The organism is Bauldia sp. (assembly GCF_965232525.1).
Taxonomy (GTDB): domain Bacteria; phylum Pseudomonadota; class Alphaproteobacteria; order Rhizobiales; family Kaistiaceae; genus Bauldia.
On sequence record NZ_OZ246980.1, the window covers coordinates 2953371 to 2977961 of the forward strand.

Here is a 24591-nt window from a genome sequence, read left to right on the forward strand (position 1 = left end):
CGTCGGCGCGTCAGAGTTCTTCGTCCTCGAACTCGTCCTCGAAGCGATCCGTCGGTGCGGTCCGCTCGGCCTGACGCGATGGCCGCTCGGCGGGGTCGCGTCCGAGCTTGTCGCGCAGAGTGATCAGGTCGACGAAGTTGTCGGCCTGGCGGCGCAGCTCGTCGGCGATCATCGGCGGCTGGGTCGACAGGGTGGAGACGACCGTCACCTTGCGGCCCTTGCGCTGGATGGCCTCGACCACGGAGCGGAAGTCGCCGTCGCCGGAGAACAGCACCAGATGATCGACCGCCTCGGCCATCTCCATCGCGTTGACCGCGAGCTCGATGTCCATGTTGCCCTTGACCTTGCGGCGGCCGCTCGAGTCGACGAATTCCTTGGTCGGCTTGGTCACCACGGTGTAGCCATTGTAGTCGAGCCAGTCGATCAGCGGGCGGATCGACGAGTACTCCTGATCTTCAGCCAGAGCGGTATAGTAGTAGGCGCGAAGCAGATAGCCTTTTGTTTGAAATTCTTGGAGAAGGCGTTTGTAGTCGACATCAAAACCCAGTGATTTTGCAGTCGCGTACAGATTGGCCCCGTCGATGAACAAGGCAATCTTCTCTCTCTCGTCAAACATTTGGTCTGGTCCGTTTCTGCTGTCGGCGGGTATGTGCGCGGGCGCGAGGTCCCTTTGGCAAGGCGGCGGGCCCTCGGTCATGACGTTGTTGTTGAAGTTCTATCTCCGGGAAATGTCCGGTCAATGTTCGCCGCCAAATTGCGCCCAATTCACTCGGGCACTTCCAATAAGTCTGTCATATAGCGCGGGTGGCACGTCAGTCCAGAGCAATTCCACTGTAACAGCTTGCTTTTCCGATTGAAGCGGCTTATGTCCACCGAAATTCCGCAATTGTGAGGAGTCTGACCATGGCGCGCGTGACCGTGGAAGATTGCGTCGACAAGGTCGACAATCGTTTTGAACTGGTTTTGCTGGCAAGTCATCGGGCACGGATGATCTCCAGCGGATCGCCGCTGACGGTCGATCGCGATAACGACAAGAACCCGGTGGTTGCTCTTCGCGAGATTGCCGACGAAACGGTCTCGCCCGACGATCTCAAGGAAGACCTCATCCACTCGTTGCAGAAACACGTGGAAGTGGATGAGCCGGAAGCGGAACCGGTCCCGCTGATCGCGGCGCCGAAGCAGGCTGGAGCCGAAGAGGGCGGCGAGGTCGCTTTCGACCGCATGTCGGAAGACGAGTTGCTGCGCGGCCTGGAAAACATGGTGCCACCGGACAAGTCAGACGACTTCTGATCCGGGTAGCGGCCTTCATAGCTTGTAGACGAGCCGCTCACTATATTGTTCGGAGTGATAACCGTCCCGCGGCCTCCGCGGGACTTAAGCCTCGGACGCCCGCGCTATGATGCGCCAATACGAGTTGGTTGAGCGGGTCACGCGTTACAATCCCAACGCGGACGAAAACCTGCTCAACAAGGCCTATGTGTACGCCATGCGCAAGCATGGCACGCAGCAGCGCGCCAACGGCGATCCCTACTTCTCGCATCCCCTCGAAGTCGCGGCGATCCTTACCGATCTGAAGCTCGACGACGCGACCATCGCGGCGGCGCTGCTGCACGACACGATCGAGGACACCGACGCTACCCGTTCCGAAATCGACTCGACCTTCGGCGAGGACATCGGCCAACTGGTCGACGGTCTGACCAAAATCCAGAAGCTGGATCTGGTGTCGCGCAAGGCGGCACAAGCCGAGAATCTTCGTAAACTCCTGCTTGCCATCTCGTCGGACATCCGGGTCCTGCTGGTGAAGCTGGCCGATCGGCTTCACAACATGCGCACGCTCGAATTCATGCCGGAAGCGTCGCGGAAGCGGATCGCCGAGGAGACGCTGGAGATCTACGCGCCGCTCGCTGGCCGGATGGGCATGCATGACATGCGCGAGGAGCTGGAGGAACTATCGTTTCGGGAGATCAATCCGGAGGCCCGCGCGACTATTGCGGAACGACTCAGCGAGCTTCGGCGGCGCAACAGTACCCTGATCACCAGCATCGAACGCGAACTCACCGACGGGTTTTCGGAGAATGGCATCGAAGCGAAAGTGTGGGGTCGGGAGAAGCGGCCATATTCAATTTTTCGCAAGATGGAGCGCCACGCCGTCGGCTTCGAGCAGCTCTCTGACATCATCGGATTCCGTGTGGTGGTGCGGAGCGTGCCGGAGTGTTACCGCGCGCTCGGCATCGTCCACAGTACCTGGCCGGCCGTTCCCGGACGGTTCAAGGATTACATCTCAACGCCGAAGCAGAACGACTACCGATCGATCCACACCACCGTCATCGGACCCGGGCGCCAGCGGGTGGAGCTTCAGATTCGCACCGAGGAGATGGACCGCGTCGCTGAATACGGCATTGCCGCCCACGCTTTCTACAAGGACGGCATCACTATCAAAACCAAGGCCAACGGCGGCGCCAAGGCCAACGGCACCGGCAGTGGCGTGAACGGTGCCAAGCATGCGGCCGGCCGGTCGGACGACGAGATCAGGGCCTATCAATGGCTTCGACATACCATCGAAATGCTGGCCGAGGGCAACACCCCCGAGGAGTTCCTGGAACACACCAAGCTCGAGCTCTTTCAGGATCAGGTGTTCTGCTTCACACCCAAGGGACGGCTGATCGCGCTTCCGCGTGGGGCGACACCCATTGACTTCGCCTACGCCGTCCACACCGACATCGGCGACACCTGCGTCGGCGCCCGCATCAACGGCAGGTCGATGCCGCTGATGACCGAACTGCATAACGGCGACGAGGTCGAGATCGCCTGTACCAAGGGCCAGGTGCCGCCGGCGGCGTGGGAATCGATGGTAGTGACCGGCAAGGCCCGGGCCGCCATTCGCCGCGCCAGCCGCACGGCGGTTCGGCAGCAGTATGCGGGGCTCGGTCGCCGAATCCTCGAGCGGGCATTCGAGCGATCGAAGCGCGAATATTCGGACGAACTGATGACAGCGATCTTGCCGCGACTCGCCCAGACCCATCTCGACGACGCGCTCGCCGCCGTCGGGCGCGGGGAAATTCCCTCCGCCGATGTCCTCAAGGCGGCCTTCCCCGATCACAAGGAAGATCGCCAGGCCCACGGCCGGGCGCGGAGCGAGGAGGGATGGTTCGGGCTTTCCCGCGGCTCCGGGCTGAAGTTCAGGGTTCCGGGTCTGTCACGCAAAGGGGGCGCTGGCGGTCGCGAGGCCAGGCGCGCCATCCCGATCCGCGGGCTCGCGGGCGACATTCCGGTTCAGTTCGCTGAAGGGGGCGCACTTCCCGGCGAACGCATCGTCGGGATCACGACCCCGGGGAAGGGCGTCACCGTCTACCCGATCACGTCGCAGGCGCTGAAGGCCTTCGATGACGTGCCCGACCGTTGGCTCGACGTGCGCTGGGAGATGGACGAGGACAGTGATGAACGGTTTCCGGCGCGGATCGAGGTGACGGCAATCAACGAGCCGGGTACGTTGGCACAGATCGCCCAGGTGATCGCCGACAACGACGGAAATATCTCCAACCTCAAGATCACCAAGGCGGCCTCCGATTTCTCGGTTATGCTGATCGACCTTGAGGTCTTCGATCTGAAGCATCTGACCCGGTTGATCGCCCAGTTGCGGGCGCGGCCGGTTGTCAGCCTCGCCAGCCGGATTCATGCATGAACGTGTCTCTCTCCGAAGCCGACGTTATCGATATCTTCCGTAGCGCCGGCGCCGTCCTGGAAGGCCACTTCATCCTCAGTTCCGGCCTGCGCAGCCCCGTATTCCTGCAGAAGGCCCGGGTGTTCATGTATCCGGACAAGACCGAACGGCTCTGCCGCGCACTTGCCGAAAAGGTGCGGGCCGAAGGTTTCGGTGATGTCGATGTCATTATCGCGCCGGCGGTCGGTGGGATCGTGCCCGGCTATGAGACCGCCCGTCATCTTGGTGTGCCGGCAATGTGGGTAGAACGGGAGGAGGGCGCCTTCCGACTGCGCCGATTCGAGATGGAAAAGGGCACGCGGGTGCTAATCGTCGAGGACATTGTCACCACCGGCTTGTCGATCCGCGAGACGATCGAAACCGTGCGCGATCTTGGAGGCGATGTGGTCGCCGCGGCCTGTCTGATCGACCGTTCGGCCGGCGAGGCAGATACCGGCGTGCCGCTGGTGGCGCTCGCCAACTACAAGGTGCCGGCCTATCCCGCCAATTCGCTGCCGCCGGAACTGGCGGCGATTCCCGCGGTTAAGCCGGGCAGCCGCAACCTCGCACCCTGAATCCATGCTGTTCCGCCGCCGTAAGCCTCAAAGCCGCACCCAGCAGATCCGGACCGCGATGTGGCCGCGCGGGAGTTGGGCGCGGTCGCTCAAGTATTTCGGCAAGCGCGTCCTTCGGCTGAGTGCTTCGCCCCACGCGATCGCCCTCGGGTTCGCTGCCGGCGTGCTCGTCTCGTGGACGCCACTGTTCGGCCTGCACTTCATCATGGCCATCGTCATCGCTTTCCTCATGGGCGGAAACGCCATCGCCGCGTTTTTCGGCACGGCCGTCGGCAATCCGATCACCTTCCCGTTCATGTGGTGGCTTTCGTACACGGTCGGCAGTCATATCCTCGCTCTCGGCCCCGGTGCGCCAAAGCTGCCACTTGGCAACCTCGCCGAAGCCAGTTGGTCGGAGATCCTCGCGGTCTTGCCGCCGATGCTGCTCGGTGCCGTACCGCTTGGACTGGTGTCGGGAACGCTTGCCTACTTCATCGTACGGGGCGCTGTCCGTGCGTATCAGGCGGCCCGCCGCGAGCGCCTGGCGTCGCGGAAAACGGCGCGCGACTCGGCCGCACCGGAGTCCTGACTGATGATCATCGGCATCGGCAACGACCTGATCGACATCCGGCGCATCGAAAAGGTGCTCGACCGACACGGCGACCGGTTCATCTCGCGAATCTTCACACCTATCGAAATCGCCAAATCCGAGCGCCGCCGAATGCGAGCGGCGTCCTATGCCAAGCGGTTCGCTGCCAAGGAGGCCTGCGCCAAGGCGCTCGGCACCGGGATCGCTGCCGGCGTGTTCTGGCGGGACATGGGGGTCGTCAACCTACCGTCCGGCAAGCCGACGATGGCCTTGACCGGTGGTGCCGCGAAAAGGCTCGCCAAGCTGCTTCCTGACGGTCACGACAGCGTGATCCACCTCACCATCACGGACGAGTTTCCCTTAGCGCAGGCCTATGTGATCATCGAGACAAGCGTGGCGGAGGTGTCGTAAAACGGCCGCAGTTGGTCCGCACGGCGTTGCGGGCGCGCCTGCGAGCCGGTATGAGGACGCCGGCGCGGCTATTGACTAAGTCCCCCTCCCGACCGAGATCGAGATAATGAGCGTGGCCACTGAGAAGACGCGCGATAAGCGCAGCGGCATCGGCGAAACGGTGAAGATCATCATCGAGGCGCTGCTGTTGGCGCTTGTGGTCCGGACCCTCCTGTTCCAGCCGTTCAACATTCCGTCCGGCTCGATGAAGCCGACGCTGCTGGTCGGCGATTATCTGTTCGTCTCGAAATACGCGTACGGATACAGCCGCTACAGCCTTCCGTTCGGACCCAACCTGTTCGAGGGACGCATCTGGGCGGAGGAGCCGGTTCGCGGTGACGTCGTCGTGTTCAAGCAGCCTCGGGATAACTCGACCGACTTCATCAAGCGCGTTGTCGGCATGCCCGGTGACACAATCCAGTTGGTTGATGGCGTGTTGCACATCGATGGTACGCCGGTGGAGAGGGAGGAGGCTGGCACGTGGATCGACGAGGACACCGGGCGGGAGTACACGCGCTACGAGGAGACCCTGCCGAACGGTGTCAGCTACACCATTCTTGACCGTGGGATGCTCCCCTCAGACAACACCCAGATCTACGAAGTGCCCGAAGGGCATTTCTTCATGATGGGTGACAACCGCGACGATTCGAGCGATAGCCGCGTTCTCGGCAGTGTTGGCTACGTGCCGTTCGAGAATCTGGTTGGACGGGCCGAGGCGATTTTCTTCTCGGTCGGCGACCGGGCTTCGCCGCTGGCATTCTGGCGGTGGCCGTGGACGGTTCGCTGGGACCGGTTGTTCACCACGGTGGAATGAGGGCACGCGCGTCCGGCATAGCCGCGCTTGAACAGCGCCTCGGCCACACCTTTTCCGATCCCCATCTTCTGGAGACGGCGCTCACCCATGCCAGCGCCGTCGACCCCGGTGGCACCACCTATCAGCGTCTAGAGTTTCTCGGTGATCGGGTGCTTGGCCTCGTGGTCGCCGAGATGCTGGTCGACGCGTTCCCAAATGCCAGTGAGGGCGAACTGGCGCGCCGGCTGACCGCGTTGGTTCGCAACGAAAGCTGCGCCGCGGTCGCCCGCGACCTCGACCTCGGCTCGGCCGTACGGCTCGGGAGTGGCGAGGCCCAGTCCGGCGGGCGAAAGAAGGCGGCGATCCTCGGCGACGTGTGCGAAGCGGTGATTGGTGCGCTCCATCTCGACGGCGGAATCGAAGTTGCCCGCGGCTTCATCAAGGCGCACTGGCGCGATCGGATGATCTCGTGGAGCGGCCCGCTACGCGACGCCAAGACAACCCTGCAGGAGTGGGCGCAAGGGCGCGGCATCGGCACCCCGACGTACGACATCGCCGATCGCTCGGGTCCCGACCATGCGCCCCGCTTCGTGGTCGCGGTTCAGGTCGGCGATCTGCAGCCGGCGGAAGGCACGGGCGGCAGTCGTCGCGAGGCGGAGCAGGACGCGGCAACTGCGATGTTGCGCCGGGAAGGAGCATCGATCGGTGACCGACACCGCTGAGGCGACGCGCTGCGGCTTCGTCGCGGTGATCGGTGCGCCGAACGCCGGCAAGTCCACGCTGGTCAACCGTATGGTCGGTACCAAGGTGTCGATCGTCAGCCACAAGGTCCAGACCACCCGCGCGATGGTCCGCGGCATTGCCATGGCTGAGGCTGCGCAGATCGTGCTGGTCGACACCCCGGGCATATTCGCACCGCGCCGCCGGCTTGATCGAGCGATGGTCGACACCGCCTGGAGCGGTGCCGAGGACGCCGACGTGATCGCGCTGCTGGTCGACGCGGCGCGGGGAATGGTTCCGGAGGTCGCGGCGCTGGTTGAGCGTCTGGCGTCGCTGAAGCGACGCAAAATCCTCGTCCTCAACAAGATCGACCTGGTCAAGCCGGAGGCGCTGTTGGCGTTGACCGCCGAGCTCAACGCCGCCGTTACTTTCGATGAGACTTTCATGGTCTCCGCCACCACCGGCGACGGTGTGGGCGCTCTGGTGACCTGGCTAGCCGCCGCCATGCCCGAAGGGCCATGGCTTTATCCGGAAGACGAGGTCAGCGACGTGCCGCTGCGCCAGCTCGCAGCCGAAATCACCCGCGAGAAGCTGTTCGAGCGCCTGCATCAGGAGCTGCCCTACCAGACCACGGTCGAGACCGAGCAATGGCAGGAGCAGAAGGACGGCTCGGTGCGGGTCGAACAAACCATCTACGTCACCCGCGACAGCCAGAAGAAGATCGTCATCGGCAAGGGCGGCCAGGCGATCAAGGGCATCTCGGTTGCCGCCCGCAGGGAAATCGGCGAGATCGTCGAGCGGCCGGTTCACCTGTTCCTGTTCGTCAAGGTCCGCGAGAACTGGACCGACGACCCGGAACGCTACCGGGCGATGGGCATCGACTTTCCGCGGTAGAAACTCGGATTTCGCGCTAAACTCGCCCCATGCAGTGGACGGATGACGGTATCATCATCGGCACCCGGCGCTATGGCGAGACCAGCCTGATCGTCGAGGTGATGACAGCCGCCCATGGTCGGCATCTCGGTCTGGTACGCGGCGGCCGCTCGCGCCGCCACAAGCCGGTGCTCCAGCCGGGCAATTCGGTGATCGCCACCTGGCGGGCGCGCCTCGACGCCCATCTCGGCACGTTCACCATCGAGCCGACAGCGCAGCGCGCGGCGCGGCTGATGGACAGTCCGGCCGGGCTCTACGCCATCCAGGTGCTCGGCGGTCTGACCCGGCTCCTGCCGGAACGCGATCCCCATCCGCAGATCCACGACGTGCTCGCCGCCATCATCGACTGGCTCGACGATCCGCTCGCCGGCGGTGCGCTAGTCGTCCGCTTCGAACTGCGGATGCTGGAGGAGCTTGGCTTCGGCCTCGATCTCGACCAGTGCGCCGCGACCGGGACGACCGACGATCTCGCCTATGTCTCGCCGAAGTCAGGGCGGGCGGTGAGCCGCTCCGCTGCCGAGCCGTGGCGCGACAAGATGCTGCCGCTGCCGGCCTTCCTGCTGGCGCCAGGTGAGGCACCGCCGGCGGACGACCTGATCGCGGCGTTCCGCCTGACCGAGTTCTTCCTCGCCCGCCATGTCTACGAACCACGTGGCCTGACACCGCCGGACGAGCGGGCGCGGCTGATCGCGCTGATTGGCCGACAGGCGAGTGCCGCCCAGCCGAAAGCGTCGGCGTTGTAAGCCAGCGCATTCGCCGCTATCCCCGGACCATGGGAAAAGATGTGATTCCGCCAGACTCGATCGAGCCGATCAATCTGCGCGAGGCGCTGGAAGAGCGCTACCTCGCCTACGCGCTGTCGACGATTATGCACCGGGCGCTGCCCGATGCCCGCGACGGCTTGAAGCCGGTCCACCGCCGCATTCTGCATGGCATGCGCCTGCTCCGCCTCGATCCGCGGGCGGCGTTCAAGAAATCGGCGAAGATCGTCGGCGATGTGATGGGCAACTTCCATCCCCACAGCGACCAGGCGATCTACGACGCGCTTGCACGCCTCGCTCAGGACTTTGCCGTCCGCTACCCGTTGATCGAAGGACAGGGCAATTTCGGCAATGTCGACGGCGATAATCCAGCCGCCATGCGCTACACCGAAGCGCGGCTGACCGAAGTCGCACGCCTGCTGCTCGAGGGGATCGACGAGGATGCGGTCGACTTTCGGCCGACCTACGACGATTCCGACACCGAGCCGGTGGTGCTTCCCGGCGCCTTTCCCAATCTGCTCGCTAACGGCGCGTCGGGGATCGCGGTCGGAATGGCGACCAACATCCCGCCCCACAATGCGGCCGAACTCTGCGACGCGGCGCTCCACCTCATCAAGTCGCCCAACGCCCGGGTCGAGACCCTGGTCGGCTACATACCGGGTCCCGATCTGCCCACCGGTGGCGTGATTGTCGAGGACCCGGCCAACATCGTTGACGCCTACCGTACCGGCCGGGGCGGCTTCCGGGTCCGGGCCCGCTGGTCGGTCGAGCAGCAGGCGCGCGGCGCCTATGTCGTCGTCGTCTCGGAGATTCCCTATCAGGTACCCAAGGCCCGGCTGATCGAAAAGATCGCCGAGTTGATGGAGGCCAAGCGCCTGTCGCTGGTCGGCGACATTCGCGATGAGTCGGCGGAGGACATCCGCGTCGTCATCGAGCCGCGCAGCCGCACCGTCGATGCGACCCTGATGATGGAGTCGCTGTTCAAACTGACCGACCTCGAAACTCGCGTTTCGCTGAATCTCAACATCCTTTCCGGCGGGCGGGTGCCCAAGGTGATGGGCCTTGCCGAGGCGCTCACCGAGTGGCTGGCCCACCGCCGCGAGGTGCTGATCCGTCGGTCGAACCACCGGCTTGGCCAGATCGAGCACCGGCTGGAAGTCCTCGACGGCTACCTGATCGCCTTCCTCAACATCGACGAGGTGATCCGCATCGTCCGCAACGAGGACGAACCCAAGCCGGTACTGATGGAGACGTTTGCGCTGTCGGATGTCCAGGCCGAGGCGATCCTGAATATGCGGCTGCGGAGCCTGCGCCGGCTCGAGGAAGTCGAGATCAAGGGCGAGCACGCCAAGCTCACCAAGAAACGCAAGGGCCTGAAGGCGCTGCTCAAATCCGAGGCCAAGCAGTGGGCGGCGGTTGCCGACGAGATCAAGGCGGTGCGCAAGGCGTTCGGCCCCGACACTGCGCTCGGCAAACGGCGAACGACCTTCGCCGAGGCGCCGGCCGCCGACATCGAGGAAGCGATGCTCGAAGCCACGGTCGAGCGCGAGCCGATCACGGTTGTCGTCTCCGAGAAGGGTTGGATCCGGGCGCTGAAAGGCAAGGCCAAGAGCGACACCAAGGATCTGTCGTTCAAGGCCGACGATGGGCTGAAATTCGCCTTCCCGGCTGAAACCACGGACAAGATCATCGTCGCCTCGACCGGGGGCAAGTTCTTCACCCTCGGCGCCGACAAGCTGCCCGGCGGACGCGGCCACGGCGAGCCGATCCGGGTGCTGGTGGACATGGACGCCGCCGACGACACGGTGGCGGTGTTCGCCCACGACCCGGAGCGCAAGCTGCTGGTGGTTTCGACCGACGGACGCGGGTTCGTCGTGCCTGAGGCCGAGGTGCTGGCCAATACCCGTAAGGGCAAGCAGGTGATGACGGTCAGTGGCGGCGAGGAGATGCGCTTATGCGTCTCGGCTGCCGGAGACACTGTTGCAGTGCTCGGCGAGAACCGCAAGCTGCTGGTGTTCCCGCTCGACCAGGTGCCTGAGATGACCCGTGGCAAGGGCGTCCGGCTACAGCGTTACAAGGACGGCGGCGTCGCCGATGCGCGGGTCTTCCATGCCGTCGATGGTTTGAGCTGGCAGGATTCCTCGGGCCGCACGTTCAACCGGTCGATGGCCGACATCAAGGTCTGGATCGGCGACCGCGCCCAAGCGGGCCGGCTGCGCCCGGACGGTTTCCCGCGCTCCAACCGCTTCGGGACTCCGACGATCGGCTGACTGTCGTCAGGATGGTTCCGACGTCATCGGATTGTCCGGATCGGCGGCCCATTCCTGCAGCGACGCAGTGTAGACGGCGACGTCCTTGAAGCCGAGGCGGGTCATGACGAAGGCGTTGAGCGAGGCGAGAATCCCGCCGCCGCAATAGGTGATCGCCCGGGCGTCCCGGTCGCCGGTGTGCATGGCGTCGAGGTCTGCCATCGGCTTGTGGCGGCCGGTCTCGTCGAGCATGTCCATGCCGCAGACGTTCACCGCCGAAAGGATGTGCCCGGGGCGGGCATACATTTTCATCTCACCGCGATAGCTCCCCGCCGGCAGGGTGTCGATGATGCTGACATCGGCGTCGTCGATCGCCGCAAGCACCTCGTCGCGGTCGGCGATCAGTTGGGGCCGGGGGTTTGGCGTCAAGGTGCGAGCAGGGTAGGTCGCGGGTTCGGTCGACAGCGAATGTCCGGCGGCCTTCCAGGCGTTGAGCCCGCCGTCCAGGATCGCCGCCCGGTCGAAGCCGACCCAGCGCAGCATCCACCAGACCCGCGCCGCCCAGACCGACGAGGAGGAGTCGTAAAGGACAACCCGCGACTCGTCGCCGACACCCAGCTTGCTCATCGCCGCGCAGAACGCCTCCGGTGTCGGCACTGCAAAGCCGATCGGGCTTTCGCTATCGCAAAGATCGCCCTTCAGATCGGCAAAGCCAGCGCCGGGTATATGTCCGCCATCATAGTCCTCGCGACCGCTGAGGGTCCGCATGCCGCTCTCCGTCTGCTCGACATGAACCGAGCAATCGAGAACGACCAGGTCGGGGTCGTTGAGGTGATCGGCAAGCCAGTCGACTGAAACGAGTGTGTCCATCATGGTTGTCCTTCTGAAGGATACGACCAATTCCACATTGATAAACATCAAGGCGGGCGGCTGGCCAATTGGTCCATGTCAAGCCGCCGTTCCGCAGTCCCTGCGGCAGTTCGTCACTTTGTTTGTGACGCCCGGCTCATGGTTGAGCCCCAAAGGATAGTTACCGCGATTGCCACATGGATCGGTCGATTCGCCGTTTCGGCGTTTTGACGGGTTGCACCGCCGAAACGAAATACCGACCTGCCGCGTAGCGTCATCTCGCGGTGCATGACCGTTTCGGGCGTTCCCAACCGGTCAAAGGAGCTTTGGGACTTGAACGACGAACCTGAAAGCGGCCGACGCGCGGCCATGAAATTCAGCGACGACCCGGGCGCTTCACGTGCCACCTGGGTCGCGGCGTTCCTGATCGTCGTGCTGACGGCCTGGTTCGCGAGCGGGCTGGTGTGGCCGTCGGAAGCGCCGGAAACGGAGCAGGACGGCAACGTCCAGGCGCCGATCACAGTCGCGGTGCGCGATTCGACCGCCGAAATGATCACCGAGTTCTTCGTCGCCGAAGGACAGGCGGTCGCCGACCGGGACACGACCATTCATGCGGAAACGTCGGGGGACATCCTCGACGTGGCCTTCGACAAGGGCGACACCGTCTCGGCCGGCGACGTGATCGGGCGGTTCGATCCCGGCCATCGGACGGCCGAGCTCGATCGGGCGCAAGCCGAGGTCGAACGTGCCGAACGCGAGTTCCAGAATGCCGAAACGCTGTTCGCACGGGGAACCGCCACCGAGGATCGCGTCACCGAGGCGCGGACCGCTCTGGCCGCGGCGCGAGCCCAACGCGCCGCTGCCGAACAGGCAATCGAAGATACGATGATCCGCGCGCCGTTCGACGGGCGGCTGGAGGATGTGTTCGTCGATCCCGGTGAGTTCTTCTCGGCCGGCGCCGAGGTCGCCCGGGTTGTTGATCTTGAGCCGCTGACGGTGCGGGCGCGGGTGCCGCAGCAATCGCTCCGCAGTCTGACCGAGGGGCAGGCGGCGACGGTTCGTTTCATCACCGGCGAGACCCGCGAGGGCATCGTCCGTTTCGTCGGCGCCAGCGCCGATCCCGCGACGCGAACCTTTCTCCTGGAGATCGAAGTCGAAAACGAGGACGGCGCGATCCCCGCCGGCGTCAGCACCGAGGTGAGCATCGCCACCGGCGAGGTGGCGGCGCATTTCATCTCACCGGCTATTCTCTCGTTGAGCGAAGACGGGACCCTTGGGCTGAAGACCGCCAGCGACGACAACGCTGTCCAGTTTCATGAGGTGTCGATCCTGCGGGCCGAAAGCGAGGGGGTATGGGTTGCCGGGCTGCCGGACACCGCCCGCATCATCACCATCGGCCAGGGTTTCGTGCGCCCCGACGACACAATCGATCCACGACCCGACAACGGCGCCCAATTGGCCGAAACCGCGAGCGGGCCGATACAATGAACCGGCTGATCGACGCGGTCTTCTCCCGCTCCCGCGCCGTTGTTCTGGCGCTGGCCATTCTGCTGACGGCCGGCGTCGTCGCCTATGTGACCATCCCCAAGGAAAGCTCGCCGGAAGTCCCGATCCCGTTTGCCTACATCGTGACGACGCTGGAGGGGATTTCGCCGCAGGACAGCGAGCGCTTGCTGATCGAGCCGCTGGAAACCGAACTCGCCGCGCTTGCCGGTCTCAAGGAGATGACGTCGAACGCTGCTGAGGGCTACGGCTCGATCGTTATGGAGTTCGAACCGAACGTCGATGTCGACGAGGCGCTGGATCGGGTGCGCGAGGCGGTGGACCGGGCGCGGGAAGAACTTCCCGACGACGCGTCGGAGCCGACCGTCAACGAGATCAACACCGCGCTTTTCCCGATCCTGACGGCCAACCTTTCCGGTCCGGTGCCGGAGCGAACCTTGAACAGGATCGCCGAGGACCTGAAGGATCGGCTGGAGGCGCTCGAAGGCGTCCTTGAGGTCGACATCGCCGGCAGGCGGACGGAAGTCCTCGAGGTGCTGATCGACCCCACGGTCTTCGAGACCTACGAGCTCTCCTTCGACGAGCTCATGGCGCAGATCACCCAGAACAACCGGCTGATCGCGGCAGGGTCGATCGAGACCGAGGCTGGTCGGCTGGTCCTGAAGATTCCCGGTCTGATCGAGTCGACGGCCGACGTCATGGAGATGCCGCTGAAGGTCCGTGGCGACACGGTGGTGACTTTCGGCGACGTCGCGATGTTGCGACGAACCTTCGAGGACCCTGACGGGTTCGCCCGGATCAACGGTCAGCCGGCGCTCGTCCTCGAGGTCAAGAAACGCGCCGGCGCCAACATCATCGAGACCGTCGATCGGGTTCGGGAGACCGCGGCCGCCGCTGCGGTCGATTGGCCTGACAGCGTCGAGATAGCCTACACCCAGGACGAGAGCGTCTACGTCAAGACCACCCTGGCGGAACTTGAGGCGAACGTCATCGCGGCGATCGTCCTGGTCATGATCGTCATCATTCTGGCGCTCGGCGTTCGGTCGTCGCTGTTGGTTGGGCTGGCGATCCCTGGAGCGTTCCTCGGTGGCGTGGTGGCCATCTGGGCGATGGGATTCACCTTGAACATCATCGTTCTGTTCTCGCTGATCCTGGTCATCGGCATGCTGGTCGACGGCGCCATCGTCGTCGTCGAATACGCTGACCGCAAGCTGGAGGAGGGGCTGCCGCCCCGCGAAGCCTATGCCGCGGCCAGCAAGCGGATGGCATGGCCGATTATCGCCTCGACCGCGACCACGCTGAGCGTGTTCGTGCCGCTCCTGTTCTGGACCGGTGTCACCGGCGAGTTCATGAAGTACCTGCCGATCACGGTGATTGTCACCCTGGCGGCGTCTCTGCTGATGGCGCTGATCTTCGTCCCTGTCGTCGGCGGTGTCTTCGGTCGACGGCGGCCCCAGACCGCGCGGGCCAAGGCCATCCTCTACGCGGCCGAACGCGGCGATCCGCGCGGCCTGCCCGGAGCGACCGGTGGCTATGCACGATTCCTCGATTGGGCGCTTCAGCGTCCCGTCGCCGTGCTTCTGGCTACTTTCGCCATGTTGCTCGCCGCCTTCGCCGCCTACGGCCAATTCGGTCGGGGCGTGACCTTCTTTCCGGAGATCGAACCGGAATATGCGCTCGTCGAGCTTCGCGCGCGCGACAACTTTTCGATCACCGAGCGCGACGTGCTGGTTCGTCAGGTCGAGGCCCGTCTGATCGGCAATCCGGAGATTCGTTCGGTCTACTCGCGATCGTTTGTCGGCGGGCGCAGCGACGCGGAAGTGATCGGAGAGATTCAACTCGAACTGGTCGATTGGGATGCGCGACGGACGGCACAGGAGATCACTGAGGACATCCGCAACGAGATGAGGGACATCGCAGGTATCGACGTTCAGGTGCAGGTCCAGACCTTTGGGCCGGAGCCCGGGAAGCCGGTGCACCTCGAGATCCGCGCGCCCGACGAACAGAAGCGCGAAGCAAGCATCGACATCGCGCTCGCGCTGATGGACCGGATCGGCGGTTTCACCGACGTCACTGACAGCCGCCCATTGCCGGGAGTCGATTGGCTGGTCGACTTCGATCGGTCGGAGGCGGCGCGCTTCGGCGCCGACGCCAGTTTGTTGGGGCAGGCCGTTCAGCTTCTCACCCAAGGTGTCAAGATCGCCGACTATCGTCCTGATGACGCGGAGGAACCGATCGATATCCGCGTGCGTTTCCCGGCCCACGAGCGAACGCTTGCCGATCTCGGAACGCTCAGCGTGCCGACCGTGAACGGACCCGTACCGGTCGAGAACTTCGTCCGGCTGTCGCCGGCGCCGCGGAGCGGCACGATTCTGCGCGTCGACCAGAATCGGGTGGCGACGATCAACGCCAATGTCGCGCCCGGACGGCTGGTCACCGATCAGGTAACCGCCCTTGCTGCCGCGCTCACACAGGCGGAGTTGCCTGTCGGGGTCGAGTGGTCGTTCGGCGGCGAAACCCAGGAACAGGAGGACGCGGCGCAGTTCCTGACCAGCGCCTTCATCATCGCCATCGTGCTGATGTTTGCGATCCTGGTGCTGCAGTTCAACAGCTTCTACCAGCCGCTTGTGGTGTTCACCGCGATCATCTTTTCGATTGCCGGCGTCCTGCTCGGTCTGCTGGTGACCGGCCGCCCCTTTGGCGTGGTGATGGGCGGCATCGGCGTGATCGCGCTGGCCGGTGTCGTCGTGAACGACAACATCGTTCTGATCGATACCTACAACCGTCTCCGCGCCGCCGGCGAGAGCGTCCGGGGGGCCGCGTTGCGAACAGGAGTGCAGAGGCTTCGGCCCGTTGTGCTGACATCGGTCACCACGATCCTGGGGTTGATGCCGATGGTGCTCGCCCTCACCGTCAACTTCTACGACCGCGAGATCGTCTACGGCGCGCCGTCGACCCAGTGGTGGACCGAGCTGTCGAGCGCGATCACCGGCGGGTTGGCCGTCGCGACGGTGTTGACGCTGGTGGTCACCCCGGCGCTTCTGGTGCTCGGCGAGCGGTTCAGGCGGACGAAGCCGACCGAAACAGATTCAGTCGCCCGTCAGCCGTCGCACCCGACAGCAGCGACACACGGGTGAGACAGAAGCCTGCCAGCGTGACGCGATGTTTCTCTCTGCCAAGCCGTGCCGGGCCAGCCAATCCCGACGAGTTTGGCGCCAGGGTTGACCGGACGTGACCGAATTCGTTGAGAACAAAACGCTCTCGAAGATCAAGGTCGGCGACACCGCGTCGCTGAAGCGAACCCTCAAACGCCGCAATCTGAATGTTTGGGTTGCGCTGACCGGGAACCCCGGCCTCGAGGGGGACTTCGTCGCCGAGCATGGCGTGACGATTTGGGCCAGCAGCCTGTTTGCGACTCTCGTCGGCGGGACGTTGCCCGGGCCCGGATCGGTCATTCGCACGGCCACGGTTTCTTTTCATCAGCCAGTCCACTTCGACGAGGAAGTGACGGCCACTGTAACGGTCGAAAAGATCGACAAGAAAGGCGGGATCGTCGACCTTGCCTGCAAATGCGTGAACGATGCGGGCGACCTGATCGTCGATGGATCGATTCATGTTGCGGCCCCAACCAAGACGGTCCGGCTACCCAAGCCGGCGCACATGCTCGGCGATCTCGTCGAGCACAGTCGTGGCCTTCACCCGATGCGCACCGCGGTGGTCCATCCGTGCACGACCGAATCCCTTCTGGGCGCCATCGAGGCCAAGGATCATGGGCTGATTGAGCCGATCCTGTTCGCGCCACCCGAGGCGTTGAAGCAGGCCGCCGCGACGATTGGCGTCGATATCGGCAAGCTCCAGGTGGTCGCGACCGACGACGCCGATGATTCGGCCGGCAAGGCGGCGGCGATGGCGGGTGCCGGCGACGTTCAGGCGCTGATGAAGGGGAGCCTGCACACCGATCAGTTCCTCCATGCGATTCTCGCCAAGGAAAACCGCCTGCGTACCGATCGGTTGCTGAGTCACTGCTCGCTGATGGCGCTGCCGACCTACGCGCGGCACGTGATCATCAGCGATGCGGTGATCAACATCGCCCCCGACGTCGATCAGAAGAAGGACATCATCCAAAACGCCATCATTCTCGCTCGGGCGATTGGCATCGACCAGCCGAAGGTGGCGGTGCTGTCGGCCGTCGAGATGGTGCGGCCACGCATGGCGTCGACCATGGACGCAGCTGTGCTGGCCAAGATGGCCGACCGCGGCCAGATCGTCGGCGGCATCGTCGACGGTCCGCTCGATCTTGACATTGCCGTCGACGCCGAATCGGCCCGGGTCAAAGGTGTGCAGTCGCCAGTCGCCGGGGCGGCCGACATCCTGATCGCACCCGACATCGACGCCGGCAACATGATGTACAAGGAGCTGTCGTTCATGAGCGAGGCCGACGTCGCCGGTGTCGTGGTCGGCGCGCGGGTGCCGGTGATCCTCACCAGCCGCTCCGACAACGCCGACGCACGGCTCTATTCGACCGCGCTCGCGGTGCTGTTCGCCGAGGCGATCGCCAAGGATCCGGCGCTGCTACATCCGGACACCAGCGAGTGACCACGGACCGTACCGGCATTCTGGTTCTGAACAGCGGCTCGACCAGCATCAAGTTCGCCGCCTACCGGGGCATGGCTGAGGAGACCCTCGCCGTCGTCTGCCGTGGGGGAATCGACGCGATGGAGGACATGCCTCACTTCGCGGTCGAGGACGCGAACGGTCGGGCGATGGCGTCACATGACTGGGCCGCCAACGAGCGACCGGACCAGGCGGCCGGCCTTGCCTTCATCGTCGATTGGCTGAGCACAAATCTCGCCGACCTCCAGCTTACGGCGACGGGTCATCGCGTCGTCCTTGGCGGCGAAAAGTATGGCGCCCCGGTCGTGATAACCGACGACGTGCTGGCTGACCTTGATGCTTTGAGCGCTTTCGAGCCATCGCATCAGCCGGCGGAGATCGCCGGTATCCGGGCGCTGCGCAAGCTGCACCCGGAGATGGTGCAGGTCGCTTGCTTCGACACGTCCTTTCACCGAACCATGCCGCCTATCGCCCAGATCTATGCGTTGCCGCGAAAGTACAACGCCGGCAACCTGCGCCACTGGGGTTTCCACGGCATCTCCTATGATTACATTAGCCGCCAGGTGCCGAAACATGCGCCGGACGCGCGGCGGCTGATCGTCGCCCATCTCGGCGGTGGCTGCAGCATGTGTGCCATCCGCGACGGCCACAGCGTCGACACCACCATGGGCTTCAGTGCGATCGAAGGCTTGCCGATGTCGACGCGGGTCGGCGCGATCGATGCCGGCATCCTGTTGTACCTGCTGCGGTCTGGAACGCTGGACGTCGGCGGCCTCGAAACGACCCTTTGTCGCCAGTCGGGGCTGCTCGGGTTGTCGGGTATCAGCGGTGACATGCGGGACCTCGAAAAAAGTGCGGCGCCCGAGGCGGCTGAGGCGATCGACTACTTCGTCAACAGCATCGTCAAATACACCGGCGCCTACGCCGCCGTGCTCGGCGGGCTTGACGCCTTCATCTTCACCGCGGGAATCGGCGAGAACTCGGCGCTCGTTCGCGCCAAGGTGTGCGAGCGACTGGGGTGGCTGGGAGTCACCCTCGACAGCGACGCCAACGGGCGTAACGGACCGCGCATCAGTGGCGACGACAGCGCCGTTTCGGTGTGGGTGATCCCGACCGACGAGGAAATCATGATCGCGATGCACACCCTCCGTCTCGCCGGTGCGGCGGCGGGACCGGATGATCAGGCGAAGGAGACCGGGCGATGACGACCAGGCACGAATCCACGGAGATTGGACAGCATGAGCACAGCGTCCCGTTCTTCTGGCCGATGGTCGCGTTTACCGAGTTGGGTGACGCCGAGCTCAAGGCGCTCAAGCGCAACATCGATTTTGTCGACGAGACCGAGAAGGAGGAGTTCGCGCTGAAGCCGGTGTGGGCGACCAAGAACGACGTCCTGGCCGACCTCAACACGATGCGGCTTCGTGACTTTTCGGACCCGGCGACCCGCGAAGACCGGACCATCGTACCGACGATCATTGACGCGCCCTATGCCGGACATGCATCGACCATCGCGGACTATGCCAAGGGCCAAAGCTTGGTCGAGACCTTGATGGCAAACGGCGTTCGCCGGGTGTTGTGCACCGACTGGAAGTCGGCGACACCGCCGATGAAGGACTACGACATCGACATCTACCTGGCGGAGATCAACGCTGTCGTCGACGACCTCGGCGGCCGGGTCAACTTTGTCGGCACGTGCCAGGGGGGCTGGATGGCTGGCATGTTCGCGGCGCGTTACCCGGAGAAGGTGGCCTCGTTCGTTGCCGGCGGTGCGCCGCTCGATGCCGACGCCGGCGACGGCTTCATCAAGCGCATCGCTCATCGCCAGCCGATGGCCTATTTCGAGGAGCTGGTCACGATCGGCAACGGCTTGTTGCTCGGCAAACTGATGCTCGCCGGATGGAAATCGATGCACCCGGTCCAGCAATACTTCTCAACCTATCTCGATCTTTACGACAACGTCGAAGACCCCGCGTTCGTTAAGAAGCGCGATGCCTTCACCCGCTGGTACGAGCACCCGATCAATTTACCCGGCCGCTGGTACCTCCAGGCGGTCGAGGACATCTTCAAGAAAAACCTGTTTTGCAAGGGCGAGTTCGTTGCCCTCGGCCGTAAGGTCGGCCTGCACGATGTCGTGTGTCCGACCTTCCTGCTCGCCGGCGATCGCGACGACATCACGCCCGCTCCCCAAGTGTTCGAGGCCGAGGGCAAGCTCGGCACGCCAAAGGACAAGATCACCAAGAAACTGGTGCCGGGCGGTCATATCGGCCTGTTCATGGGGGCCGGTACGCTTAAGAATCATTGGCCGGGGATCGCCGCCTGGATCCGGGACGTCAGCCCGGGTTCGTAAGGGCCGGGCGGCGGACCGAGGCCGCCTGTCGGTCTGTGACACCGGAACCGGGCGCGGACCGGTCCACCGAAAACAGCACACGTTTCGTCGTGTCTGATATGCTCGTGCGTCTGACTTCGTGCCGCGATCCGCGGTACGGAGACTTTGATACCGTGGTCGATCGGGATGCCCGTGAATGAAACGCCTTCTGATCTGGATTATTGCTGTCGTCGTGGTCGTCGAGGTGGCCTACCTCGCCGCGGTCAACATCGTTCTCAATCTGCCCGGCACCCAAACCTACATCAACCAGCTCCATCCGGATCGGTACACTTTCAAATGGGACCGAGCGTGGAGCTGGTATCCGTTTCGGGTTCACGTCACCAACTTTTCGGCGAACGGCCAGTCCTGGATTCAGCAGTGGGAATTGTCGGCGCCGACGATGTCCGCCTCGCTGGACGTGTTCGCGATGCTCGACGAGACGGTTTATCTGAGCGATCTCAGGACCAGCGACGTCGACCTGCGGTTTCGACCGCTGATCCAGGCAGACTTCGACGACTCGGCCCTGCGGCCGTTCTTCCCGACCATCGCCGACCGCGATCCGGACACCAAGGCGGCACCGGTGCCGACCCAGGAACCGGGATGGAGGATCGTCTACGACATCGCCGAGATCAGCGGCGAGAACAACATCTGGCTCGGCGCCACCAAGATGACGCTCGACGGAACCGCCAGTGGCGTGATGGCCCGCCAGAACCGCCACGGGCCACTGGAAATCAGCGACGGGGTGCTGGACGCCCAGGTGAAGATGCTGTCGTTCGCCGGCCAGGATGTCGCCAACAGTGGCTCGATCGATGGCACCTTTCATCTCGGGCCTTACCTGCCGCAGGACAACCAGCGCTTCAAGCTGCTCGCCTTCCTGTCGCTCGACGCGGATATCGAACTGCCGGTCACCAATATCGACTTCCTCAACGTCTACCTTGAAGACGTGTCCAACATGACGTTGAGCGGCACCGGGCTGGTCAAGGGACATGCGAACTTCGACAAGGGTTACCTGACCGCCGGCACCGATCTGTCGATCACCTCCGACGGCCTCGATGTCGCCCTGCCGCCCTACGCCGTCAAAGGGGACGGGACCGTTTCGGTGAAAGTGACTGATGCCGCGGCCGACACGCTCGACGCCGCGCTCACCTTCAAGACGATCGAAGCGACCCACAACGATGCGATCCTGTTCACCGGCACGGACCTGACCGTCTCGGCCGACCGCACCAACCGCGTAGAACCGGGCCACCGGGTTGAGAAGGTACCGTACAAGGTGTCGATCACGATTCCCCAGATGACCGTGCCGGATGTGAGCGTCTATCAGGCGTACATCCCCGAGAAGTGGGGTTTGCAGCTGCTGTCGGGAAGCGGGTCGCTGGAAGGCAAGGCCGAGCTGGCGGAAGAGTCCCTCGACTTCGATCTGACGCTGAAGTCGGACAAGGCCGAGATGCAGTTCAAGAAGGACTCGTTCGAGACCGGCCTCGATTTCGTTCTGAAGGCAAGCGGGACCGCCGGTGACAAAACCGCCGAGGTGGACGTGTCGGGGACCTATCTCGATCTCGACGACTCGCAGGTCAAGACCGCGAGCGGCGATGATTCCGCCCCTTGGAAGACGACTCTGACCATCTCTGAGGGAAAGACCACCTTCGACTTGCCCGATGACGCCGATCCGCAAGCCGGCTTCGTCGGCTTCTGGAGCTTGTTCCACGATGACGACCTGAAGGCGCTGCTCGCCACCGCCGATGCCACCCTGAAAGCGGCGCTGACCGTCTCCGATCTCGACTGGATCGATACGTTCTTCCAGAACCCCTATGCGCTCGCCGTTCATGAATCGGCCGAGGTCACCGCCGACATCAGCGTCACCGACGGGCTCCTCGACACCGGATCGTCGGTCAAGATGCCGACCAAGGACTTCCAGCTCGAGGTTCTCGACTATGTCGCCGAGGGCACCGGCGGTTTCGATGTGGTCGTCGAGAAGGGCGGGGAGGACCCTGACCTCAAACTGACCGCCAGTCTCTCCGACGGGTCGTTCCGCCTCCAGGACGAGAAGGCCGCGGTGATCGAGCAGGTCACGCTTGCGCTGACCGCGGTTTCGGAAGGGGTCACCCTGAAGGACGGCGGCACGGTGAAGTCGGTCGATCTCGATATGCCCTCGGCCAAGGTCACCGATATGTCGGCCTATAACGAGTACATGCCACCGAGTACGCCGGTGCGCCTGCTCGGTGGCGGTGCGGACGTCTCGGCGAAGCTGACCATGGAGCCGGACAATGCCACCGGTTTCGTCAAACTGCAGACCTCGCGGATCACCGCCGACATTGAAGGCGACCGTGTGTCGGGGATCGTTGGCGTCGACGTCACGATCGACGGCGGGTCGGCGGAGAAGAAATCGTTCTCGATCGGCGGCTCGTCGGTACGGCTCGACGGACTGAGAGCCGCCGGCGCGTCCAGCGGCAACTGGAACGCGCGCGTCAACATCAGCAAGGGGCAGGTGGTGTGGACCAAGCCGGCGAACCTCGATTTGACCACCAGCTTCTGGATGACCGATGTCTCGCCGCTGCTTGCCATGTTCGAGGATGAACGGCGCAAGCATAAATGGATCGATCGGGTGTTCGACCTCAAGGACGTCAGTGGCAGCGCGACCATCAAGGTGGCGCCTAAGGATGTCGTCGTTCCCTACGCTCTGGCCAAGGCCGACCGGACCGAGGTCGGCGCGAAAGGTATCTTCGCCGCCGGCGACAAACAGGGCATGTACTACCTGAAGCTCGGAAACTTCTCCGGTATTCTCGAATTCGACAACGGCCGGAAACGTTTCGGCCTGTTCAACGCGACGAAGAAGTTCGAGGACTATGAGCCCGGCGGCCGGCTGCCGGGATTAACCCGCAGCCAGCGGTCGAGCCAGCGTGCCGACGGCGAACGCGCGCCATTTCACATCTTCGGGCGGCGCTAGGGGGAGGGGCTGGCGGCCGCCAGCCGTCCTCCCTCCGGCTAGAACTTGATGCGGGCGCCGGCAAAGACCACGTTCATGTCCTCGCCCTTGACGCCGTCGAATTCGGCCTCGATCTGGTTGTAGGTCAGGTAGACGGACATCGCCGCGGCATCGATGTTCTGGGCGATGCCAACGCCCCAGTTGGTGGTCTTGCTGTCTTCCCAGTAATAGGCGCCGGCGTTGGCGCCATTCTCGGTCTGGCCGTACTCGCCGTAGAGCACCGTGTTGCCGATGCCAAAGTAGTCCTGACTGATACCAGCCTGCAGATAGTACGCCGAGGCGGAGTCGGTCTCGTCCGGGCCGGCATCGAATGGCGCGTCGCGATTGAGGCCGGTAGCGCTGCCGGTGAGATAGATCCCGGTCGGCGTATGCATGATCGAGGCGCCGCCAGTCACGTTGGTCTGGTCGAGCTTGTGACCGCGCCGGTCGTAGTTCTGGACGGACGCAGCTGCCGCGACCCGGATGGCACCGAACTCGCCGGCATAACGAAGTGCGGTGTCCCAGTAGTCCTGCGCATCCGCGGGCGCGCCCGTGTAGTCGGCCTCGCCGAACGAAGCGCTCAGCACAAAGCCCGCAACCGTCGGCGAGTCGTAGCGGATCCGCGAAGCGCGGGTGATGCCTTCGGTGTCCGGGGCGATGTCGTTGAGCCGCCGGCCAAGCTTCCAGACCTCGTTCCAGCCGCCCTTCACCGTCGGGCTGGAGTTGGTGACGTAGGTGATGCCCCCGAGGTTGACGTCGCCAACACCGGCCGCGGCTGCTTCGCCCAGGCCGATCGAGATCTTGCCGAACGTCTGGCTTTTCACGAAGAAGCTTGCCGCGTAGGCGCAGACCGTGCGATCGAGATGACGTTCGTCGCACCCGGCGTCGCCATCCGAGAAGTCGTTGAGGATATCGGAGCGGTTGAAGGCGCCGCTGAGCGCGCCGCGAACGCCGAACGACAGGTCGTTGCTCCATTCGTACCGGATACGCGCCCCGATGACGTTAACCTGCGCGCCGTTGGTCGAAAACGTGGTCTTGTCGCGATCCGGATTGCCGTTGTCGACGTTGAGCAGGCCGTTGTTGAAGCGGCCGTAGAAGGCGAGGTTACCGCGACCGTTGGCGAAGGTGATCGGCTCGAAGCGGCTGGTGATCAGCCCGCTGTTGCGTCCGCCGGTCAGCGTCGGGTCGAGCTTGCTGATGAGCGAGCCCATCTTGTAGCCGCCGCCGAAGTCGAGACGCGTCGCGGCCGAGATGTCGAGCGCGCCGCTGTCGAAGGTTTCAAATTCCTGGGCAATTGCTGATGTTGGCCCCGCGGCAACGGATAGTGCCGCTACGATGCTGCCAATTGTCGATGTCAATCCGAGATGCAGCAGGCGCTTGGTCATAGCTTCCCCCGTGCTATCAACACCTGAAGCGACGCTAACACGTGGAGCCAAATACTTTGTCAATGACGGCCGTTATCCGCCGCGGCCGGCAAAATGCTTAAGAATTGTTGTAAATTTGCAACAAAATATGTGACTAGAGCGAACCTCAGGCTGTTGACAGCGTG

19 protein-coding genes are annotated in these 24591 nt (G+C 64.0%); 16 read left to right on the top strand and 3 right to left on the bottom strand.

The features are described from left to right. Nucleotides 1–10 precede the first annotated feature (10 nt). The gene (locus ACO076_RS13990) at nt 11–616 is read right to left on the bottom strand and encodes an NYN domain-containing protein (RefSeq protein WP_421723449.1); all 606 of its coding nucleotides are present in this window, start codon (nt 614–616) and stop codon (nt 11–13) included. A gap of 287 nt (nt 617–903) precedes the next feature. Here ACO076_RS13990 and rpoZ point away from each other — a divergent pair, with 287 nt between their 5' ends. The 10 genes from rpoZ (at nt 904) to parC (ending at nt 10770) form a co-directional block, all read left to right on the top strand. Continuing rightward, nucleotides 904–1290 carry a DNA-directed RNA polymerase subunit omega gene (rpoZ, locus tag ACO076_RS13995; protein WP_421723450.1) on the top strand — a complete coding sequence of 129 codons (387 nt, stop codon included), beginning with the start codon at nt 904–906 and terminating at the stop codon, nt 1288–1290. 106 nt (nt 1291–1396) lie between these two features. Then, on the top strand, nt 1397–3682 hold the full coding sequence (locus ACO076_RS14000; RefSeq protein ID WP_421723451.1) for a RelA/SpoT family protein: 2286 nt from the start codon (nt 1397–1399) through the stop codon (nt 3680–3682). Beyond that, entirely contained in the window at nt 3679–4275 is a 597-nt protein-coding gene (gene pyrE / locus ACO076_RS14005; RefSeq protein ID WP_421723452.1) for an orotate phosphoribosyltransferase, read from the top strand. Before ACO076_RS14000 ends, pyrE begins: the two co-directional genes overlap by 4 nt. A 4-nt stretch (nt 4276–4279) precedes the next feature. Beyond that, the gene (locus ACO076_RS14010) at nt 4280–4843 is read left to right on the top strand and encodes a DUF2062 domain-containing protein (protein ID WP_421723453.1); all 564 of its coding nucleotides are present in this window, start codon (nt 4280–4282) and stop codon (nt 4841–4843) included. A gap of 3 nt (nt 4844–4846) precedes the next feature. After that, nucleotides 4847–5254: a holo-ACP synthase gene (gene acpS, locus ACO076_RS14015; protein WP_421723454.1), complete on the top strand. Its 408-nt coding sequence runs from the start codon at nt 4847–4849 to the stop codon at nt 5252–5254. Nucleotides 5255–5360: 106 nt separating this feature from the next. Continuing rightward, nucleotides 5361–6107 (top strand): signal peptidase I, encoded by a 747-nt coding sequence (lepB, locus tag ACO076_RS14020; RefSeq protein ID WP_421723455.1) that lies wholly within the window; start codon nt 5361–5363, stop codon nt 6105–6107. Next, nucleotides 6104–6808, top strand: a complete 705-nt coding sequence (gene rnc / locus ACO076_RS14025) for a ribonuclease III (protein WP_421723456.1) — start codon at nt 6104–6106, stop codon at nt 6806–6808. The genes lepB and rnc overlap by 4 nt, the downstream gene beginning before the upstream one ends. Beyond that, complete coding sequence (gene era, locus ACO076_RS14030; RefSeq protein WP_421723457.1) at nt 6792–7700, top strand: GTPase Era; 909 nt, start codon at nt 6792–6794, stop codon at nt 7698–7700. The genes rnc and era overlap by 17 nt, the downstream gene beginning before the upstream one ends. Before the next feature lie 29 nt (nt 7701–7729). After that, nucleotides 7730–8482: a DNA repair protein RecO gene (recO, locus tag ACO076_RS14035; RefSeq protein WP_421723458.1), complete on the top strand. Its 753-nt coding sequence runs from the start codon at nt 7730–7732 to the stop codon at nt 8480–8482. A gap of 29 nt (nt 8483–8511) precedes the next feature. Continuing rightward, nucleotides 8512–10770: a DNA topoisomerase IV subunit A gene (gene parC, locus ACO076_RS14040; RefSeq protein ID WP_421723459.1), complete on the top strand. Its 2259-nt coding sequence runs from the start codon at nt 8512–8514 to the stop codon at nt 10768–10770. A 6-nt stretch (nt 10771–10776) separates the two neighbouring features. On the opposite strand, the gene ACO076_RS14045 is transcribed toward parC, so the two are convergent. Beyond that, complete coding sequence (locus ACO076_RS14045; protein WP_421723460.1) at nt 10777–11619, bottom strand: sulfurtransferase; 843 nt, start codon at nt 11617–11619, stop codon at nt 10777–10779. Nucleotides 11620–11931: 312 nt separating this feature from the next. Here ACO076_RS14045 and ACO076_RS14050 point away from each other — a divergent pair, with 312 nt between their 5' ends. From ACO076_RS14050 to ACO076_RS14075, 6 genes are all read left to right on the top strand, one after another. Further along, a complete protein-coding gene (locus ACO076_RS14050; protein WP_421723461.1) occupies nt 11932–13086 on the top strand; it encodes an efflux RND transporter periplasmic adaptor subunit in 1155 nt (384 codons plus the stop codon). Beyond that, on the top strand, nt 13083–16238 hold the full coding sequence (locus ACO076_RS14055) for an efflux RND transporter permease subunit (RefSeq protein WP_421723462.1): 3156 nt from the start codon (nt 13083–13085) through the stop codon (nt 16236–16238). The genes ACO076_RS14050 and ACO076_RS14055 overlap by 4 nt, the downstream gene beginning before the upstream one ends. A 94-nt stretch (nt 16239–16332) precedes the next feature. Beyond that, on the top strand, nt 16333–17697 hold the full coding sequence (locus ACO076_RS14060; protein WP_421723463.1) for a bifunctional enoyl-CoA hydratase/phosphate acetyltransferase: 1365 nt from the start codon (nt 16333–16335) through the stop codon (nt 17695–17697). Continuing rightward, entirely contained in the window at nt 17694–18920 is a 1227-nt protein-coding gene (locus ACO076_RS14065) for an acetate/propionate family kinase (protein ID WP_421723464.1), read from the top strand. The genes ACO076_RS14060 and ACO076_RS14065 overlap by 4 nt, the downstream gene beginning before the upstream one ends. Next, on the top strand, nt 18917–20062 hold the full coding sequence (locus ACO076_RS14070; RefSeq protein WP_421723465.1) for an alpha/beta fold hydrolase: 1146 nt from the start codon (nt 18917–18919) through the stop codon (nt 20060–20062). The genes ACO076_RS14065 and ACO076_RS14070 overlap by 4 nt, the downstream gene beginning before the upstream one ends. A 175-nt stretch (nt 20063–20237) precedes the next feature. Next, a complete protein-coding gene (locus tag ACO076_RS14075; RefSeq protein ID WP_421723466.1) occupies nt 20238–23024 on the top strand; it encodes a hypothetical protein in 2787 nt (928 codons plus the stop codon). 38 nt (nt 23025–23062) lie between these two features. On the opposite strand, the gene ACO076_RS14080 is transcribed toward ACO076_RS14075, so the two are convergent. Further along, complete coding sequence (locus ACO076_RS14080) at nt 23063–24427, bottom strand: hypothetical protein (RefSeq protein WP_421723467.1); 1365 nt, start codon at nt 24425–24427, stop codon at nt 23063–23065. Nucleotides 24428–24591: the final 164 nt, after the last annotated feature.